Raw genomic sequence first — 16575 nt, 5'->3', positions numbered from 1 at the left:
AGCTCAGCCACAGACAAACTGTTAAAAAGCCGGGCTGTGTCCCGGCTTCTTCATGTCATTTCGAGGAAATCGCCGTTACAAGCATGTCGGCAAAATCGGCCACGCAGTCTTCGCTCACCGCTTTGAGGTCACGTGGGTCGCTATCCGGTGCCGCGCGGTCCCGCTCAATACGGTCCTGATGCACCAATTCGCGTGTACGTGTGTCCAGCAGAGTAGCGGTCCCTTCGCAAACGGCGCGATCGCCAACAAAGCCGAGCGTCGTCAAACGAACACTGAATTCGTAGGATGCCCCAACCCCGCTTTCAGGTAGAACAGCGCCGCCTTCCCCGCCTTGAAAACTGTCCACGAGCGCAAGCTGCATGAGACGTGTCGCGCGTCCGGCCCATTCAATGTCCGGCACCAAACGCATCGCGCCAGTCAAATCTTCCCGCACCATAGCGCGCCCGGCCATGATTTGCGGCGCTTCCGGCTCACGGATCATGACAGTCGCCGGAAGAGCCTGTGGACTGGCCGCATCGAGCCGATACAAAGCCTCCGGCGTGGTCGGCTCAGGCAAAACAGAAACACACCCCGACGCCGCAACGATGGCAGCCATGACAGCAAAAGTGGAATAGCGCATTAGCGGGCCTCCTCATATGGGCGCGGGGTGCCGACAACAAGCCCCTGTGGGTTGGTTTCAAGGTCACGGGCAATTCGGTCAAGCCGAGCAATCAACACCCGTAAATCCTGGGCTGCCGCACGTGTTTCATTCATGGCTGCCATCGTTGGTCCATCAATCAGCTCTTTTGCAGAGGCCAGCGCCGCTTCCCCTTCCTCAAAACCGGAATTGGCCGAGGCTGTCGCTGTCCGCAGGTCCGCGAGGACAAGGCGCAGGTCAGCGGATATCGCAGCGATCTCCGCTTCGCTAGATTGCGCGATCTGTGTCGTTGCATTGGCCGCAATAGAGAGGTCATCCCCAGCCCGCTGCAAGCTTTGCAGAGTCTGACGAACTTCCCGGAGAATTTGCTCATCCTCAACCGCGACGGTTGCGAGAATGCTATCCGCATTCTCAATCAGGCTGCCAAGCTGGGCGATGTTCTCATCACTCAGCAACTTGGTGCTCTGATCCAAAACCTGGCCAGCGCGGCCAGCAATCTCACTGCCACTGGCAAATAGTTCACTGAGCGGCGTCGGTACAGAACGGATCACTGGAATGTCCTGATAAGGGGGCGGTTGCAGTGGCCCCGCTTCTTCGCTACCGGCATTGATCTGCACAAAGGTCACCCCTGTAATCCCGGCAATATCAATGCTTGCGGTTGAATCTTCTTTTACCGGGGTGCTGCGATCGATGCGCACGCGCGCGCGAACTTTCGAGGCGTCGCGGCGATCAACGCGTACGCTTTCCACTTCCCCAACCTTGATCCCGATATAGCGGACTGAAGCCCCCTCTTCGAGCGTTACTGGCCCCTGAAAGACAATGTCATAAGTCGCCGAGTCGCGGTTGAGCTGGGTCGCGCCAAGCCATAGGACAAACCCCAGGACTGCTGCGGCTGCGATCAATACGAACGCCCCGATCAGGGCATAGTTTGCTCTGGTTTCCATCTATCCAGCTCCCATAATCGCGCCACGGCCACGTGGTCCACCAAAGTAATCCTGAATCCACGGATGGTCGACATCCCGCAATTCCGCCATCGTTCCGACCGCCAAAACACGCTTCTCACCAAGGACGGCAATCCGGTCACAGGTCACCGCCAATGTGTCCACATCATGCGTAACCAGAAAGACAGTCAGTCCAAGCGAGGTCTGCAATTCGCGGATCAGCGCATCAAAGCCCGCTGCGGTAATCGGATCGAGCCCGGCGGTTGGCTCGTCCAGAAACAGAATTGGTGGATCGAGCGCTAGCGCGCGCGCCAGTGCCGCGCGTTTACGCATACCGCCAGAAAGATCAGACGGAAACTTCCGCCCGGCCCAAGTCTCAAGCCCCGCCATCCGGATTTTCTGATCCGCCAGCTCCTTCATCAAGGACAAAGGCAAATCCGTATGCTCTTTCATCGGCACCATGACGTTTTCCTGAACCGTCAGGTTCGAGAACAAAGCCCCGTCCTGAAACATAATGCCCCAGAGCTTTTGCAACGCGTCGCGGTCCTGCCCCTGCAAGTGCAGGACATCCTGTCCAAACACCTCGACTTCACCGGCGGCTGGCTCCTTGAGTCCAACAATCGCCCGCAAAAGCACGGACTTGCCACATCCCGATGGCCCGATCACACCCATAACCTCGCCTTTGCGGACATCCAGATCGAGATCCTGATGCACGACATGCGTGCCGTATGCGGTTTTCAGGCCGCGAACCTTGATGGCGACCTCATGGTTCATAGGCCCAGCTCCATATAGAACAATGCGAACAGGGCATCGATCACAATGATAGCGAACAGGGCCTGCACGACAGACTTGGTTGTATGCTGACCAAGCGATTGCACACTCCCGCCAACTTGCAGCCCCTGACGGCATCCGATCAAAGCAATGACCAGCCCGAATACCGGAGCTTTGGACATGCCAATCCAGAATTGTGTGGCCGGGACATAATCCTGCATTCGATTGAGGAAGACGGTTGGTGTAATATCAAGCGCCATCCAGCTAACCGTCATGCCGCCCGCAATTCCGGCAACCATAGCCACAAAGGTCAAAACCGGAACCATAAGCACCATAGCCAGAACGCGCGGCGCGACCAGAACATCCATCGGCTCAAGGCCAAGCGTGGTCATCGCATCAACTTCCTGACGCATTTTCATCGCGCCGATCTGCGCGGTAAATGCGGAATTGGTCCGACCAGCAATGATGATCGCAGCCAGCACCCCGGCCAGTTCCCGCAACAGTCCAAAACCGACCAGTTCGACAACAAAAATCGTTGCTCCAAAATCCGAAAGCGTCGTCGCCCCGATAAACGCCACGACCATGCCGACAAAGAAAGACAGGAAAGCCACGATCGGCACAGCATCCAGACCGCTCTCTTCCATCACCGCCACCAGCGCCGTCCAGCGCATCTTATGCGGACGCAAAACGACCCCGGCGACGCTGACCAGCATCGCGCCAAAGAAAGACAAGCTTTCCACCAGCTCTTCCCAGAGGTGTAGAGCGCCGCGGCCTGTTCGCTCCAGCAGGTCGATAAAGCCATGTCCTGGCTCGGTAATTTTCGGGGCCTCTTCAATGCGGGTCGCTACCGTCCGCGCTTGTATAAGCAAGGCTTGAGCGTCCTCCCCGCCTTTGATGTCAGGGGTTTCCGCCGTGATCTCGCGAATGGTTCGATCAATCAGATAGGCCCCTGCTGTATCGAGTTCTGCGATCTGCTCACAATCAATCAAGGGGCGATTGCCGGAGTCGAGACCATTACTCGCCGCCCGCAAAGCCTCATCCAACGACCCAATTTGCGAAACCGTCCAGGCTCCGCGCAGCACCAACTGCACGCGGCCATCCCTTTCGAACAAGTCGAATTGCGGTTCCTGCATAACGGTTTCCCTAATCCTGCGTTTACCCTTACACAGCAGGACTTAAGACTGGCCGCAGGGCAAGCATCAAATTTTACAAGTCTCGATCAGGGTTTCTACATGCGCACACTTTCAATCCAGCACGTGTCATCCCCGCTCCGGGCTGCGTTCACCATCTCACGCGGCGCAAAAACCAGCGCTGAAACACTTCAAATCAGCCTCACTGAAAACGGAAAAACCGGGCGCGGTGAATGCGTGCCCTATAGCCGCTATGGCGAAAGTGTTGTCAGCGTCACAGCACAAATTCAGGGTATTGCTGAGGACCTGCAAGCCGGCATGACCCGCAAGGAGCTGCAACACCGTCTACCGGCAGGCGCCGCCCGCTGTGCCGTCGATTGCGCCATGTGGGACCTAGAAGCCAAAACCAGCGGAAGCCCCGTCTGGGAGCTGGCCGGCCTCCCAAAACCTAAGCCTCTGCCAACCGCTATGACGATCAGCCTTGCCAGCGCGCCGGAAATGGCAGCCGCGGCAAAAGCCGCCCCGGCGAAAATCCTAAAAGTAAAGCTCGGCGGTCCGGAAGACCTTCATCGCGTCGCCGCCATTCATGCCGCACGCCCTGATGCCAAACTGGTTCTGGATGGCAATGAAGGCTTGGATGCCGACACTTTCCCGGCCCTTGTCCGCGATGCTGCTGAGCTTGGGGTCACGCTGATCGAGCAGCCTTTCCCGGTAAAATCCGATGACGGCCTGCTGCGCCGCCCTGGCCATGTTACAATCTGCGCCGATGAAAGCGTCCACCAGACCAGCGATCTGCAGGCGCTCGCCAAGAAATATGATGCGGTCAATATCAAGCTCGACAAGGCAGGCGGTTTTACCGAAGCCCTACGCATGCTGCATGAGGCCCGCAGGTGCGGCCTCGGCGTCATGGTCGGCTGCATGGTTGCCGGATCGCTCAGTATGGCTCCGGCCCTCCTGCTGGGCCAAGCCGCAGACCTCATCGACCTCGACGGCCCCCTCTGGCTCAAGGACGATATTGAGCATGGCCTGACTTACAAAGACGGTATCGTTAGCCCCCCGAAGCGAGAACTGTGGGGGTAATCATGGTATTGGTTGATTGGGATGATATTCCGGAAGTAACACGTCGCTTTCTGCAGCAGAAGACTCATGAAGGCTTCCCATTTGATGAGGGGAAGTACGTTCTACATGGTCCCGAGCATTTCAAACCAGGCTATGAAGCTCGCAAAATAGATGCCCTTGATTATGGCGACTGGGAATTTGGCTACGACGAGTCAATGTATCGGTATGTGAACCGCCCTAATCGTGAAGTGATGTTTGCTTTTGGGCACGGATTTAGACAGATTGAGGAAGATTTTCAGCCCAATGATCCTGTAAAAGTTCGCTTTGGAGGCAAAAAACTTAAACGGCCTCCCCCGCTTCCTGCTTTTTGTCCTTCTAGAGCACCTAGTGCCATTCTGGTGAGTGCTGCTGTTTTTGAAATCCTGCGGCAAGTGGAGCCTTTGGCTGAAGATCGAGTGCTAGCGACAGAGGTCTACTATCGAGATGAAAGAGTAGATGGCGAATTTTATATTATAGACCCACCGAGTATTACCGACAATATAGATTTAGAGTCATCTATGCTTAAGTGGGATAAAGCAGATTCCGGTAAGTGGCTTGCTAGAGAGCATCATTATGGTCTTGCTTTTAAAGAAAATACGCAATTCCATCTCGCGAGAGATTTTCTAGATTACTACATTTCCAAGGACCTTCTTTACACACTGTATGAGGCAAATGTCGGTCTGTTTGGGGAGTATAAAGACTGGCATGCAGATTATTACGCGCATCAATACAAACCAAAATCCTTAGTTTGACCGGCAGTTTCAACCTTCCGCATCCGGAAAGTCTGGTGGGCTGGGCATGCGTGCGGTGGCGGTCTGAATCAGGAAGAGCCAGATTTGCGCGTTGAGCAGCTTGCTTTGCTCATCCTCTCTGACCTCCAAATCTCGCTGCACCTCAATCAGGTGCCGGGCCAGAGCATCGCGTTCAGCTGTCAGGTCCGAGACTTTCAAGCTCGGCGCATCAGGCACCTGCACCTGTCGTCCCGCCGCCTGTAACAGCGCCCGCATATCGCTGATCTCGGTAAACAGGCGATCAGCAGCGCCATCCCACATCTCACCAGCCATGACCGCCATCAGGCCAGACATTCCAGCATGGCCACCGGAATAATCCCCTTCCAGCTTGGGCGCGACTTCAGTGACGAGTTTGCGCCCGATCCGGTCCAGGATCATACCAATATCACTCATTGTGGACCTCCTGCGCCATATTTCGGACCAAGCCGCATCGCGATCATCAGCTCATGGGCAGCATGGGTGAACCAGCCTGACCAAGCGAGGATGGGGTCATCATTCGCGCCGTCCTTGAATGCCTTGGCGGAGCTGACCCAGATGCCGAGCGCTTTGACATGAGAGAAGATTGACCACCACTCAAACGCGACCGGGTCGAACTGCACCCCGGACGCTTCCTGCCAGATGCCTATCGCTTCAGGCCATGGCATAAACCCTGCCGCACGCTCCTGATCATTTCCGCACCAGAGCAGGTCCGTCGCCCAGGCGAGGTCTTCATAAGGGTCGCCTATATGCGCCATTTCCCAATCGAGGATGGCATTGATCCGCCCGGCGCCATCATGCAGGTAATTCCCGGTACGATAGTCGCCATGCACGATGGAAAGCCGTTGTGCCGGTGGCGGTGGATTGCGTTCCAAATGACGGATCGCCGCCTCTGCTATCGGTTGAGGTGAAGCCGCATTGGTCCGAATTTCATTCGCCCAATAATCCAGTTCCCGCCGCCAGCATTGATCCGGCGCAGGCACATCAACCTCATCAGCAAGCGCTGATCCTGTCACGGGCAAAGCCGCTATGCCCCCCAGGTGACGGAAAAATTGCTCACCCACGGCTTTGCGATGCGGCTCAATCGCATCCATCTTGAACGGGTTGAGCGGCTCACCGCCCTCAATCCGCCCCATGACAAAGAAAGGCGCGCCCATAGCCTCCGTTTCTGTCTCCAAAAATAGCGCTTCAGGCACCGGCAGGTCATTCTGTCCATAAGCCGACTTGATCGCGGCAAACTCGATCCGCCGCTCGGTATCAATCAGGCTGTCAGGCGGATCGCGGCGCAGGATCAGACCCTTGGTCTTTGGCCCGGTGGCATCCTCATAAGCCAGATCAATTGAGTAAGTCTGACGGCTCGCCCCGCCATGAATGCGGCTAATCGCGGCGACACTGACACTGCGCGCACCGGGCAGCCGGGCTTCGGCATAGGCGGCGAACTTTTGGGCGACCTCTTCCTCAAGCATCCAAAACGTCCTTCCAGCCATTAGGCGCATGCGGGCCGAGGCAAAGCTGTTCCAGAATCCCTATCCCTTCACTTGTCTGCCCGCCGGGGCCTTTATGCGTGGCTTTCACAATCGCCTGAATGTGCAGATTATCAGGCTGTTGCCATGGCAAATTATCCGGCGTCAGGTCCTCACGCGTCACGCTCAGGTCACCGCGATAGCTGCCATGCCCCATGCTTGGGTGGCCATACCCAATGCCTTTCATCATGAAGGTTGAAAGCGGCTCATAGCTCACTTCATGGGCTTGTCCCTGCCCATCCTCGACATGCAGGGTCGCAGAGGCTGCCCGGCGGGAACCTTCACGCCAATCAACATCCATTTTCGGACGATTGAGGTGTAGCAGGCCGTCATGGTCAGCCCCATCCATGGCCAATACAGAGCGCGTATTCCATGCCTCGCCCTGCCCGTCTTCATTCACATGGAAGTAGAGCGATAGGTTCGGGAAATTGATCGGTGCCCACAGCCAGTAGAATTGCGGTATTTGCAGGGGCAAGACAGGTTGCTCATCCTTTGAACCAATCGGGCGCACGCCCCAGCTGCGATCACGTGTGCCAAGGAAGCTTTTGACCTCAATCGCCTCGCCATCGACCAACAGTGTCCCATCCCAATGCCCGTTCTGGGTCATACGCGTACAATCGATCAGCATGCGCGGGCCCTGACGATAGGTGAACCGCGGCTCCTCAATCGGAAAATGTCGTCCAGTAAAGGAGACATCGAGCGCAATCCCTTCAGTTTCCTCCAATTTCAATTGTACGCGTTTGAGCGGCTCCAACACCTCGATCGACATTGGGCCAACCCGGGTATCCATGCGCTGCATATTCAGAACGCGGCTGACATGAACCGATTTCTGCACGCCATCCTTCAGGATCGAGACGGCCCCGTCCATGACATTGAGATGTGGATACACCCCAAAAGCCGCGGCGAAGAAAACCGAACCATCTGCCGAATAGCCATTGAAGAAATAGCGATCATAGAAATTTCGATCAGACCCCGAAAACGCGACAGGTTCCGGTGTCTGGTGAATTGGATACTCGTCCCCTGCGGTCAGCATGACGTGTCACTCCTCCCGTTACGTGATCTCTTTTCGGATCACCTTGAATTTGTAAGTTGGCCGTGAAACCGACAAGCCGTCAATGGCTTCCCCAGCGGAGACCCCTATGAGCTATTCAGGCCCCAGCAAGATGACCGTCGACGAAGCCAACAGCTTCTTGTCTGCAGCCTTTTATCGTCCAGATCATCAGGCGAAGGTCACGGTTATGGAGCCTGGACGCGCAGTACAGCGTTTGGAGGTTCGCGAGGAGCATTTACGCCCCGGCGGGTATGTGTCCGGTCCAACCCAGATGGGCCTTGCTGACAGCGCCGCGTATATGGCGGTGATGACCCTGACCGGGATGGAACCCATGACCGTGACCAGCAATCTCAACATCAATTTCCTGCGCCCCTGTATCGGGGATGTCGTGCTTGCCGATGCAACAGTGATGAAAATTGGTCAGGCGCTTGCCGTGATGGACGTCGACATTCGCATTGAAGGCGCCGACAAAGCCGCAAGCCAGGCGATTGTCACCTATGCCCTGCCCCGCGAGGATCAACGCGCCCGCGCGACTTAATCAGCGTCGGCCAAGACCGCTTTCACCTTCGCGACTTTTTCCTCAAGTGTACCCGTCAAACTGATATAAGGTACGCCGCGCGCCTTAAGCTCGCGGATATACCATTCATGCTGGGCCTGCCGGAAGCTTTCCTCGCCACGCCAGCCATCCTGAACCATTGGGAAATCCGGGTGGCACAGGAAGGTGAAATCGTAGGTGCGGTTTGAAAGCGCTTTCAGCTGGGGATCAATCCGGCCAACATGTTCTTCAGAATAGAACAGGGTTGTGAGCGGTGTTGTGTCGACAAAGACAAAGGCGGTGGCCTCCTCCTTGGCTTGCTCTTCCATCGCAATATGCGTTTTGGCGATATGGAGGTAATCCTCAAAATCGAGCTTGCCGTTTCGCTCCACCCAGAGCGTGCGCCCATATTCTTCAACACTGACCGTGCTCAAATCTTCGGCCAAGCGGATAGAAAGCGTCGACTTGCCAGTTGATTCCGCCCCGACAAAACAGACCGTTTTGATCACGCGGGCCGCCGCTTCCGCTTTGTCTCGGTGCATCTCCCGCCGCCAGTTCCAGAAGCCATAAAACGCATTGAACCAGAAAATCGAATATACAAAAGCGGTGACGTGCGCGTCTTTGACAAAATAAAGCGGCACGGCAACCGAGTTGACAATCAGCCAGAAAATCCAGGTTTCCAGCTTCCGCTTCATCAGCAGAAGCTGGGCAACGATTGAGAATGTCAGGATTGTGGAATCAAACAGCGGATAATGCGCGTCGGTAAACCGCAGCAACAACTCGCTATACCCCCATGCCGCTAAGGCCGCGATAGGGAAGTAAAGGATAAGATGCCAAAGCGGCTGGACGCGCGTAACCGGCAAGACAGTTTGCGCCTGCCCACCCCGCTGCCAGTTCAACCAGCCAATCGCATTCGTTACGATAAAGAAGACTTGCAGCGTGACATCAGCATAGAGCTTGATCTGAAAGAAGAAGATCCCAAACAGGATACATCCCAGAATACCGACCAGCCAGCTAATCGCCAAGTTCCGGGCCGCCAGGAAAACGGCTGTCACCAATGCAGCGTTTGCAGCAATCTCCAGCCAAAGAAGCGGCGTCATAATCTAAGATCCTTCGGCATAGATAGGCGACAAGCTCACAGTCGGAAGTGAACCAAGGCTATTCCACTGCCGAGTCTTGAAACAGGTTTCAAGAGCCATCCTCTTGTCGGCACAGTTATACGTGCGCCTTTCAGGCATGCGATCGCGCATGGATAAGAAGAAAATAGATCAACAAAAATGCAAATAAAATAATATTACTATTTATATTAGTTTCATTTTAACTATAAATAATTGAAATAATATAAATATTATTGATCATCAATATGGATATCAATTACTCATTCATGTATTTTAGACTTGCTTGGCCAGGCTCCTTTAGTTCCTTGATAACAGGAGAATACGCAATGCAATTTCTATTATCTTTAGCCTTGATACCATTTGCTTTGTCTAGCGCTCAACTATCAACCGAGCAGTCGACAGATCATGCTCCGATGCCGCCAATCGCATATGAGTTTATGACGTCATCTACAAATATGTCTTTGGCTCCATGGGCTGATCAAACTGAGAGGCGGTACAATAATTGCGTTCTGCTCGACCCAGACCAATCTGGTCCATTTGGGTGTATATGGGTTTGCGATGGTGTTTGGGTGCTTGCCGAATGTGACCGCCCACCAAACGGCTAAGCTATATTCAATTATTTACGGAGCATGGCTGTTTGCACTTCTACAGCCATGCTCTAGATTTTCTGCATAGGCTATTTCGAGGCAGACAGAATTCATGACAACTCTTGCTGCCCTCGCCGCCTTTCTCGCTGTCGCTCTAGGCGCCTTCGGTGCGCATGGCTTGGAGGGCAAGGTTGACGCCAAGGCGATGAGCTGGTGGCAAACGGCAACCTTTTATCTTCTCCCTCACGCGATCGCGGCCTTCGCAATTGGCTTGTCCGGTCGTAGCGGCCTCATCCAGATCGGTGGCCTTGTTCTGCTGCTTGGCGCTCTCCTGTTTGCAGCAACCCTGTATGCCATGACGCTTGGCGCGCCACGTTGGTTCGGCGCGATCACCCCGATCGGCGGTGTTGCGATGCTGACGGGTTGGGCTTTGGTGGCTTTCGCTGCCATGCGCGCGTCCTAGGTCTCCCGGCGGCACCCCTCGTCACCCCTCCGTATACCGCCTATCACCCTTTCATATACTTTATGTCCCCACCTAGGAGCGCTAAATGAGCTTGTTCGATCTTACTGGAAAATCTGCCATCATCACTGGTTCATCCCGCGGCATTGGCAAGGCCATCGCCGAGCAAATGGCTGCTGCCGGAGCTAAGGTAACGATCAGCTCGCGCAAGCCCGGCCCTTGTCAGGAAGTTGCCGCGGAGCTCAATGACAAGCATGGTGAAGGAACCGCCATTGCCGTTCCAGCCAACATCTCTTCCAAGGAAGAGCTCCAGCGCATGGTCGACGCTACGAATGACGCTTTCGGCAAGGTCGATATTGTTGTCTGTAACGCGGCCTCAAACCCATATTATGGTCCGATGAGCGGCATCTCTGATGAGCAGTTTGAGAAAATTCTCTCAAATAATATCATTTCAAATCATTGGCTTATCCAGATGTGCGCCCCACAAATGAAGGAGCGTAAGGATGGTGCCGTGATCATCGTATCCTCGATTGGTGGCCTACGTGCCTCCCCGGTCATCGGCGCTTACAACATCTCTAAAGCCGCTGATTTCCAGCTCGTACGCAACCTCGCTGAGGAGTTCGGCAGAGACAATATTCGCGTCAATGCAATTGCCCCCGGCCTGATCAAGACTGACTTTGCCCGCGCTCTTTGGGAGAACCCGGAAACCCTCAAGCGTGCAACCGCGACGACACCACTGCGCCGGATTGGCGAGCCTGTCGAAATCGCTGGTGCAGCCGTCTATCTCGCCAGTTCGGCTGGCAGCTTCATGACAGGCCAGATGATGATCATTGATGGCGGCGCGACGGTAAACTAGGTGCGTACACACCTCTCGAAACAGCAGGAAGAGTTCTTCGCTAACCTTCGTTCTGGCGCGTGGGCGCTTCCTGCTGGCATCCGCAATCTTGGTATCAATCCACGCGAGTGGCTCAAAGAGGTTCGCTACGGCTATACGCTGTATGAATGGCCAAACGCGGGCGACCGGGACATTCAGCCAGATCGCGTTTTCGGGGGCTGGATCGCTGGCTTTTCTGATCATATCGTTTCAATGACGATGGCAAGTGCCCTGGAAGATGGTGAGTGGTTCACCACGACAGAGCTGCAAACGCGCATCTTCCGCCCAGTTCCGAATGGCCTGATCACAATCGAGGGACGACTGGTCAGCCGTGGTCGCACGACAGGCTTTGTCGAAGCGGACTGGCGTGACCAGCAAGGCCGCCACCTCGCGCGCATCAGTGCAGCCAAGGCCATTCGCTCCAGAGAAGAACTCGGCCCGAAGACTTGAGTGGGTGACGTTCACGTTTTAGCCGCCTAAACTCACTCCATGTCCGACTCGCCTTCTTCCAATCTTGCTGAACTAACGGTTTCAGAATTATCCGCTGCCTTGAAGCGGACAATTGAGACCGCGTATGATCGCGTGCGTGTGCGCGGCGAGCTTGGCCGGGTCACGATCGCGCGCAGCGGCCATATGTACGCTGACATCAAGGACGACAAAGCCGTCCTGAACACGATTATGTGGAAAGGTCAGGTTGGCCGCCTGAATTTCAGACCCGAAGAGGGCCTTGAAGTCATCGCAACCGGGCGCATGTCCACCTATCCGGGGCGCTCGAACTACCAACTGATTGCTGACAGCTTACAACCCGCCGGAGCTGGCGCGCTGATGGCGCTGCTGGAGGAGCGTAAAAAAAAGCTGGCGGCTGAAGGACTGTTTGATCAGCGGCATAAGAAACCCCTGCCCTTCCTGCCCTCAATCGTTGGCGTTGTGACATCGCCAACTGGCGCGGTTATCCGCGACATCCTGCATCGGATACAGGACCGTTTCCCGGTTCGCGTAATCCTCTGGCCTGCTCTGGTTCAGGGCGATACGGCTGCGCCACAAATCGAGCGCGCGATCCGTGGTTTTAACGCGATGAAGGGGAAAGACAGGCCCGACGTGTTGATCGTTGGACGTGGAGGCGGGTCAATCGAAGACCTCTGGCCGTTTAATGAAGAGGCTGTGGTTCGCGCAGCGTTTGAAAGCGAGATCCCGCTTATCTCTGCGGTTGGGCATGAGACCGATACGACCCTTATCGATTATGTCTCTGACGCCCGCGCGCCTACACCGACAGGTGCCGCCGAGATTGCTGTGCCGGTTCGATCTGAATTGCACCTGCAGGTCGATGAGCTGGATCAACGCACCAAGCGCGCCCTGACACGCCAAACCCGGCGCGCTGGGGAGCGGTTGACCGCTACACGCCTGCCAAGGCCAGAGCGCCTATTGGAAACGAAACGACAGCGGCTGGACACCGCGGCTGAGCGCCTGCCTCGCGCAGCCCAAACCTTGCTGGAGCGCCGCAAAGCCCGCCTTGAAGCCGCAAGCGCAAAACTGATCAGCCCGAAGCAAGTTGTGCGAGAGAAGACAGCCCTGCTGGCCAATGCAACCGCCAGACTTGGCGCTGGCCTGAAACAAGCGGTATCGCGCAAACAAGTCAGCTTTTCCCGCATCGCCTCGCGCCTGCGCCCGGAACCCTTACAAGCCGATACAAAGCGCGCGCGCGAAGACTTAAAGCGCACAGCGATCCGCGCGCGCCCGGCTCTGGATCGAATTATGGAGCGAAAGGCAAGTGCTCTACAGGCAGAGGCTAAACTGCTCGAAACCCTCTCCTATCAAGCTACCCTGAAACGGGGCTATGCGATCGTTCGCACAGATGAAGGGCACTTGTTACGCGGCGTGGGCGGGGTTGGCACAGGCACACCGCTGACCGTGACCCTCGGCGATGGTGATCTGGCAGTGACCACAACGGGATCAACGCCACCGAAGCCGAAAAAGAAGAAACCCGCGAAGCCAAAACCAGTCCCTAAATCTGACGATAGTCAGGGGCAGTTGCTTTAGACCAGACGGCTCTGGGTGACCGCAGCCTCAATAAAGCTGGCAAAGAGCGGATGCGGCTCGAACGGACGTGACTTCAGCTCCGGGTGGTACTGCACCGCGATGAACCAGGGATGATCAGCCAGCTCGATAATTTCAGGCAAAACACCATCGGGCGACATGCCAGAGAAAACCACGCCTTTGGCTTCCAACCGTTCGATATAGTCTGTGTTCACTTCATAGCGGTGGCGGTGACGCTCTGAAATGTCGAGCGTACCGTACACTTCGGCGACCTTGGAGCCTTCTTTTAAACGCGCTGGATAAGCGCCAAGGCGCATGGTGCCACCCATGTCCGTAGTCTCATCGCGTGTGACTTTTTCATTGCCCTTGGTCCACTCCGACATCAGGCCAACAATAGGTTGCTCGGTTGGGCCGAACTCGGTTGTGGCGGCATCTTCAATGCCTGCAAGATTTCTCGCCGCCTCAACGACGGAAAGCTGCATCCCGTAGCAAATGCCGAAGCAAGGAACCTTGCGTTCCCGCGCAAACCGGGCTGCACGCATTTTCCCGCGTGCGCCGCGTTCGCCGAATCCACCGGGAAGGATGATGCCATGAATGCCCTCAAGCACATCAATGGGGGCCGTATCATCATCGAAGGCTTCGCTGTCGATCAGGTTGATATTGACCTTCACCGTATTGGCGAGACCGCCATGGGTCAGCGCTTCCATCACGGACTTATAGGCATCCGGCACATCAACATATTTACCGACAAGCCCAATATTCACTTCGCCATCAGGATTATGGACGGTCTCGGCAATGCGTTGCCATTGGCTGAGATCAGGCTCGGGCGCATCGCTCAGACCAAAATGCCAGAGCAGCTCATCATCCAATCCCTCTGCATGATAAGCGGCAGGCACATCATAGATATGGCCGACATCGCGCGCTTCGATCACACTGCTGGGGCGGACATTACAGAAGCTGGCAATCTTACCCTTTTCATTTTCCGGGATCGGGCGATCGCAACGGCAGAGCAGGATTTGCGGTTGAATACCGATAGACCGTAGCTCTTTAACAGAGTGTTGGGTCGGCTTGGTTTTCATTTCCCCCGCTGCCGGGATGTAAGGCAATAAGGTTAGGTGAATGAAACAGGCGCGCTGCGGGCCAAGTTCCTGGCCAAGCTGGCGGATCGCTTCAAAGAAAGGCAGACCTTCAATATCGCCAACTGTACCGCCGATCTCGCAGAGAACGAAATCAACGCCTTCCCCGGCATCAGAGAGCACGAAATCTTTGATCTCATTGGTCACATGCGGAATGACCTGAATGGTCGCGCCAAGATAGTCACCGCGGCGTTCTTTCTCGATAATCGTCGAGTAAATGCGGCCTGTTGTAATATTATCTGACTGGCGCGCTGAAACGCCGGTAAAGCGCTCATAATGGCCGAGATCGAGGTCGGTCTCAGCGCCATCATCGGTCACAAAAACCTCGCCATGCTGGCGCGGGCTCATCGTTCCGGGATCGACATTCAGATAAGGGTCCAGCTTGCGGAGGCGAACCTTGTAACCCCGCGCCTGTAGCAAAGCTCCGAGTGCCGCGGAGGCGATACCCTTGCCCAAAGAGGACACCACGCCGCCAGTAATGAAAATATAGCGAGTCATGGGAATCTAGATTGCCTGATTCGGCGTGCGCCTACAGCGTAAGAGAACGCCCTTTCTGAAGGTTATTGTGGATCAGCGAGTGGGTCTTCGGAAGCTGGGTCAGCGGGAACATCTGTCGAAGGTTGCCCCTCATCAGCCAGCGGGTCGGAAGAGCCTGTGCCCAGCAAGTCATCGGCTTCAATCACACTCCGGCTGGTTGGATCATCGCCGAGAGCGATGTCTGCAGCGCCGCCAAACTCGTCATCCAGCTCACGCTCAATATCTGTGCGCGGATCACCGCTACGGCTGGCAATCGTCGTCAGGCCGATGCTTGTGATAAAGAAGATTGCGCCAAAGATAATCGTCGTACGCACCAGCGTGCCGGCAACACCGCGACCACTCATCAGGCCACCACCGCCGCCGCCACCGCCGCCAATCCCCAGCGCACCGCCTTCAGAGCGTTGCATCAGGACAACCGCGATCAGAACCGCAGATACAAGAATATGAATGACGAGGATAACAGTTGTCATAGCGGCAAGGGCCTTCCGAAATTCAATTGGCGGGACTTACGCGCAAAGTGACGGCGCGCCAACCCCTGCGGGTCAGTCCTACTGGATTGCAGTCTCGTAAATGGCCATGAAATCAGCCGCCTTCAAGCTCGCACCGCCAATCAATCCACCATTGACCTCTGGCACAGCCAAAATTTCTGCTGCATTGCCCGGCTTCATCGAACCGCCGTACAGGATCGGCATTGAGCGCCCGACCTCACCATAGGCATCAATGAGAACGCGCCGAATCAGGGCGTGAACTTCACCAATCTCTGCCATGGTTGGGATTTCGCCTGTCCCAATTGCCCATTTTGGTTCGTATGCAACCACCAATCCAGGGGCATTCTCGGAAAGCTCCGGAAGGGACTTGCGCATCACACGCTCAATCACTTCTGCCGTCTCCCCCTTTGCCCGTTGTTGATAATCCTCTCCTACGCAAACGATCGGAATTAACCCAGCCTGCAAAGCCGCCTTAGCCTGTGATTTCACAAAGGCGCTGCGCTCGGCATGATCATCACGGCGCTCTGAATGCCCGACAATCACGTAGCTTGCACCGGCATCAGCCAGCATCTCGGCAGAAATATCTCCGGTATGCGCCCCGCTTGATTTATTATGGCAGTACTGGCCACCAACCTTCAGACGCGCGCTGGCTTTCGTGGCCATGGCTGCAACAAGTGTTGCAGGTGGGCAGATCAGGCAATCAGCCTTGTCTGGATAATCAGCCAAAGCCGTGTTAACGGCTTCAACCTCAGCAAGGGCTGATTTTAGCCCATTCATTTTCCAGTTTCCCGCGATCAGTGGTCGAACCATGTGATGCCCCGTCTTGAACAAGTTAGCGTGCTCGCCTAGCAAGCATCTGACAGAGTAACAACCGACCTTAAGAGAAGA

General features: G+C 55.7%; 18 protein-coding genes. 7 read left to right on the top strand and 11 right to left on the bottom strand.

Annotated features, from left to right (window positions below; all coding sequences use genetic code 11):
- Positions 1-55 precede the first annotated feature (55 nt).
- From RYZ27_RS05480 to RYZ27_RS05465, 4 genes are read right to left on the bottom strand one after another with little or no spacing between them, the layout of a single operon-like run.
- Positions 56-619, bottom strand: a complete 564-nt coding sequence (locus RYZ27_RS05480; RefSeq protein WP_406681363.1) for an ABC-type transport auxiliary lipoprotein family protein — start codon at positions 617-619, stop codon at positions 56-58.
- Positions 619-1581 (bottom strand): MlaD family protein, encoded by a 963-nt coding sequence (locus RYZ27_RS05475; RefSeq protein ID WP_406681362.1) that lies wholly within the window; start codon positions 1579-1581, stop codon positions 619-621. Before RYZ27_RS05475 ends, RYZ27_RS05480 begins: the two co-directional genes overlap by 1 nt.
- Complete coding sequence (locus RYZ27_RS05470; protein ID WP_406681361.1) at positions 1582-2352, bottom strand: ABC transporter ATP-binding protein; 771 nt, start codon at positions 2350-2352, stop codon at positions 1582-1584.
- Positions 2349-3482, bottom strand: a complete 1134-nt coding sequence (locus RYZ27_RS05465) for an MlaE family ABC transporter permease (protein ID WP_406681360.1) — start codon at positions 3480-3482, stop codon at positions 2349-2351. Before RYZ27_RS05465 ends, RYZ27_RS05470 begins: the two co-directional genes overlap by 4 nt.
- Before the next feature lie 99 nt (positions 3483-3581).
- Between RYZ27_RS05465 and dgcA the strand changes: the two genes are divergently transcribed.
- Entirely contained in the window at positions 3582-4559 is a 978-nt protein-coding gene (gene dgcA, locus RYZ27_RS05460; protein WP_406681358.1) for an N-acetyl-D-Glu racemase DgcA, read from the top strand.
- A gap of 2 nt (positions 4560-4561) precedes the next feature.
- Positions 4562-5329: a hypothetical protein gene (locus tag RYZ27_RS05455; RefSeq protein ID WP_406681356.1), complete on the top strand. Its 768-nt coding sequence runs from the start codon at positions 4562-4564 to the stop codon at positions 5327-5329.
- 9 nt (positions 5330-5338) lie between these two features.
- On the opposite strand, the gene RYZ27_RS05450 is transcribed toward RYZ27_RS05455, so the two are convergent.
- From RYZ27_RS05450 to RYZ27_RS05440, 3 genes are read right to left on the bottom strand one after another with little or no spacing between them, the layout of a single operon-like run.
- On the bottom strand, positions 5339-5761 hold the full coding sequence (locus tag RYZ27_RS05450; protein WP_406681355.1) for a hypothetical protein: 423 nt from the start codon (positions 5759-5761) through the stop codon (positions 5339-5341).
- Positions 5758-6810: a phosphotransferase family protein gene (locus RYZ27_RS05445; RefSeq protein ID WP_406681354.1), complete on the bottom strand. Its 1053-nt coding sequence runs from the start codon at positions 6808-6810 to the stop codon at positions 5758-5760. The genes RYZ27_RS05450 and RYZ27_RS05445 overlap by 4 nt, the downstream gene beginning before the upstream one ends.
- Positions 6803-7900 (bottom strand): hypothetical protein, encoded by a 1098-nt coding sequence (locus tag RYZ27_RS05440; RefSeq protein WP_406681353.1) that lies wholly within the window; start codon positions 7898-7900, stop codon positions 6803-6805. Before RYZ27_RS05440 ends, RYZ27_RS05445 begins: the two co-directional genes overlap by 8 nt.
- Before the next feature lie 106 nt (positions 7901-8006).
- Between RYZ27_RS05440 and RYZ27_RS05435 the strand changes: the two genes are divergently transcribed.
- Positions 8007-8456, top strand: coding sequence for a PaaI family thioesterase (locus RYZ27_RS05435; protein WP_406681352.1), 450 nt, complete (start codon positions 8007-8009; stop codon positions 8454-8456).
- Here the strand turns inward: RYZ27_RS05435 and pnuC are convergent.
- Positions 8453-9553 carry a nicotinamide riboside transporter PnuC gene (gene pnuC / locus RYZ27_RS05430; protein ID WP_406681351.1) on the bottom strand — a complete coding sequence of 367 codons (1101 nt, stop codon included), beginning with the start codon at positions 9551-9553 and terminating at the stop codon, positions 8453-8455. The two genes, RYZ27_RS05435 and pnuC, sit on opposite strands and share 4 nt — an antisense overlap.
- Positions 9554-10270: 717 nt before the next feature.
- Between pnuC and RYZ27_RS05425 the strand changes: the two genes are divergently transcribed.
- The 4 genes from RYZ27_RS05425 to xseA all read left to right on the top strand — a co-directional run bounded on the left by RYZ27_RS05425 (position 10271) and on the right by xseA (position 13529).
- Complete coding sequence (locus tag RYZ27_RS05425) at positions 10271-10621, top strand: DUF423 domain-containing protein (protein ID WP_406681350.1); 351 nt, start codon at positions 10271-10273, stop codon at positions 10619-10621.
- A gap of 85 nt (positions 10622-10706) precedes the next feature.
- Positions 10707-11474: an SDR family oxidoreductase gene (locus RYZ27_RS05420; protein WP_406681349.1), complete on the top strand. Its 768-nt coding sequence runs from the start codon at positions 10707-10709 to the stop codon at positions 11472-11474.
- Positions 11475-11942: a PaaI family thioesterase gene (locus RYZ27_RS05415; protein WP_406681348.1), complete on the top strand. Its 468-nt coding sequence runs from the start codon at positions 11475-11477 to the stop codon at positions 11940-11942.
- A gap of 39 nt (positions 11943-11981) precedes the next feature.
- Positions 11982-13529, top strand: a complete 1548-nt coding sequence (gene xseA / locus RYZ27_RS05410) for an exodeoxyribonuclease VII large subunit (protein WP_406681347.1) — start codon at positions 11982-11984, stop codon at positions 13527-13529.
- Here the strand turns inward: xseA and RYZ27_RS05405 are convergent.
- The 3 genes from RYZ27_RS05405 to tpiA form a co-directional block, all read right to left on the bottom strand.
- Positions 13526-15160, bottom strand: a complete 1635-nt coding sequence (locus tag RYZ27_RS05405) for a CTP synthase (protein WP_406681346.1) — start codon at positions 15158-15160, stop codon at positions 13526-13528. The genes xseA and RYZ27_RS05405 overlap by 4 nt on opposite strands.
- Before the next feature lie 62 nt (positions 15161-15222).
- Positions 15223-15669, bottom strand: coding sequence for a preprotein translocase subunit SecG (gene secG, locus RYZ27_RS05400; protein WP_406681345.1), 447 nt, complete (start codon positions 15667-15669; stop codon positions 15223-15225).
- A gap of 78 nt (positions 15670-15747) precedes the next feature.
- Positions 15748-16497, bottom strand: coding sequence for a triose-phosphate isomerase (tpiA, locus tag RYZ27_RS05395; protein ID WP_406681344.1), 750 nt, complete (start codon positions 16495-16497; stop codon positions 15748-15750).
- Positions 16498-16575: the final 78 nt, after the last annotated feature.

The organism is Hyphomonas sp. FCG-A18, assembly GCF_045287255.1.
GTDB lineage: Bacteria > Pseudomonadota > Alphaproteobacteria > Caulobacterales > Hyphomonadaceae > Henriciella.
Note: the sequence above shows the minus strand (reverse complement) of the source record. Positions and strands in the feature narration are given on the sequence as shown.

Bases quoted from the DNA above. Each gene is read 5' to 3' on its own strand.
- RYZ27_RS05480 (WP_406681363.1), bottom strand. From the start codon at position 619: ATGCGCTATTCCACTTTTGCTGTCATGGCTGCCATCGTTGCGGCGTCG.
- RYZ27_RS05475 (WP_406681362.1), bottom strand. From the start codon at position 1,581: ATGGAAACCAGAGCAAACTATGCCCTGATCGGGGCGTTCGTATTGATC.
- RYZ27_RS05470 (WP_406681361.1), bottom strand. From the start codon at position 2,352: ATGAACCATGAGGTCGCCATCAAGGTTCGCGGCCTGAAAACCGCATAC.
- RYZ27_RS05465 (WP_406681360.1), bottom strand. From the start codon at position 3,482: ATGCAGGAACCGCAATTCGACTTGTTCGAAAGGGATGGCCGCGTGCAG.
- dgcA (WP_406681358.1), top strand. From the start codon at position 3,582: ATGCGCACACTTTCAATCCAGCACGTGTCATCCCCGCTCCGGGCTGCG.
- RYZ27_RS05455 (WP_406681356.1), top strand. From the start codon at position 4,562: ATGGTATTGGTTGATTGGGATGATATTCCGGAAGTAACACGTCGCTTT.
- RYZ27_RS05450 (WP_406681355.1), bottom strand. From the start codon at position 5,761: ATGAGTGATATTGGTATGATCCTGGACCGGATCGGGCGCAAACTCGTC.
- RYZ27_RS05445 (WP_406681354.1), bottom strand. From the start codon at position 6,810: ATGCTTGAGGAAGAGGTCGCCCAAAAGTTCGCCGCCTATGCCGAAGCC.
- RYZ27_RS05440 (WP_406681353.1), bottom strand. From the start codon at position 7,900: ATGCTGACCGCAGGGGACGAGTATCCAATTCACCAGACACCGGAACCT.
- RYZ27_RS05435 (WP_406681352.1), top strand. From the start codon at position 8,007: ATGAGCTATTCAGGCCCCAGCAAGATGACCGTCGACGAAGCCAACAGC.
- pnuC (WP_406681351.1), bottom strand. From the start codon at position 9,553: ATGACGCCGCTTCTTTGGCTGGAGATTGCTGCAAACGCTGCATTGGTG.
- RYZ27_RS05425 (WP_406681350.1), top strand. From the start codon at position 10,271: ATGACAACTCTTGCTGCCCTCGCCGCCTTTCTCGCTGTCGCTCTAGGC.
- RYZ27_RS05420 (WP_406681349.1), top strand. From the start codon at position 10,707: ATGAGCTTGTTCGATCTTACTGGAAAATCTGCCATCATCACTGGTTCA.
- xseA (WP_406681347.1), top strand. From the start codon at position 11,982: ATGTCCGACTCGCCTTCTTCCAATCTTGCTGAACTAACGGTTTCAGAA.
- RYZ27_RS05405 (WP_406681346.1), bottom strand. From the start codon at position 15,160: ATGACTCGCTATATTTTCATTACTGGCGGCGTGGTGTCCTCTTTGGGC.
- secG (WP_406681345.1), bottom strand. From the start codon at position 15,669: ATGACAACTGTTATCCTCGTCATTCATATTCTTGTATCTGCGGTTCTG.
- tpiA (WP_406681344.1), bottom strand. From the start codon at position 16,497: ATGGTTCGACCACTGATCGCGGGAAACTGGAAAATGAATGGGCTAAAA.